This is a genomic window from Anaerosporobacter sp. (assembly GCF_965301125.1).
The window spans coordinates 1-674 of record NZ_CBDLAM010000091.1 but is presented as its reverse complement, the minus strand read 5'-3'; the positions used below and the strand labels follow the sequence as shown (position 1 = coordinate 674).

Sequence of the window (674 nt, the reverse complement as noted above, 5' to 3'; positions counted from 1 at the left end):
ATTGTGATCATCAATCACATTGTGATCATTCAATCACATTGTGATAAGTCAATCACAAGGAAACATTTTATGAGTAGAGTAAGAAAGAAAAAGTATGCATTTCACCGTACCCAACCAAAGTATTAAAAACTTGGTGGTATGATACTATCATCTGATTACTCTTAATAAAATTAACGGAGGTGTAATACGCACATGGCTCGTATCAGTGGTGTAGATTTACCAAGAGAAAAACGTGTTGAAATCGGTCTTACTTACATTTATGGAATTGGTAGAGTAAGCTCAAACCGTATATTAGCTGAAGCTAATGTTAATCCAGACACTCGCGTTAGAGATTTAACTGACGAAGAAGTTTCAAGAATTCGTGACGTAATCGACGCAAGTCATACTGTTGAAGGTGATTTACGTAGACAAGTGGCACTTAATATTAAGACATTACAAGAAATCGGATGTTACAGAGGAATCCGTCATAGAAAAGGTCTTCCTGTTCGTGGACAAAAAACTAAAACTAATGCTAGAACTAGAAAAGGTCCTAAGAGAACTGTAGCAAACAAGAAGAAATAATTATCTTAATTTATTCGGTTAAATAATAGGAATAAAAATCCAATAGGAGGGTTTGGAAATGGCTAAAAAAATAGCAAAAAAAGTGACTAAGAAACGTGTTAAGAAAAACGGTG

1 protein-coding gene is annotated in these 674 nt (G+C 34.3%); it reads left to right on the top strand.

Annotated elements, in window-relative coordinates; all coding sequences use genetic code 11:
- Window positions 1–192 precede the first annotated feature (192 nt).
- A complete protein-coding gene (rpsM, locus tag ACW2QF_RS11005; RefSeq protein ID WP_455716053.1) occupies window positions 193–561 on the top strand; it encodes a 30S ribosomal protein S13 in 369 nt (122 codons plus the stop codon).
- Window positions 562–674: the final 113 nt, after the last annotated feature.

Bases quoted from the DNA above. Each gene is read 5' to 3' on its own strand.
- rpsM (WP_455716053.1), top strand. From the start codon at position 193: ATGGCTCGTATCAGTGGTGTAGATTTACCAAGAGAAAAACGTGTTGAA.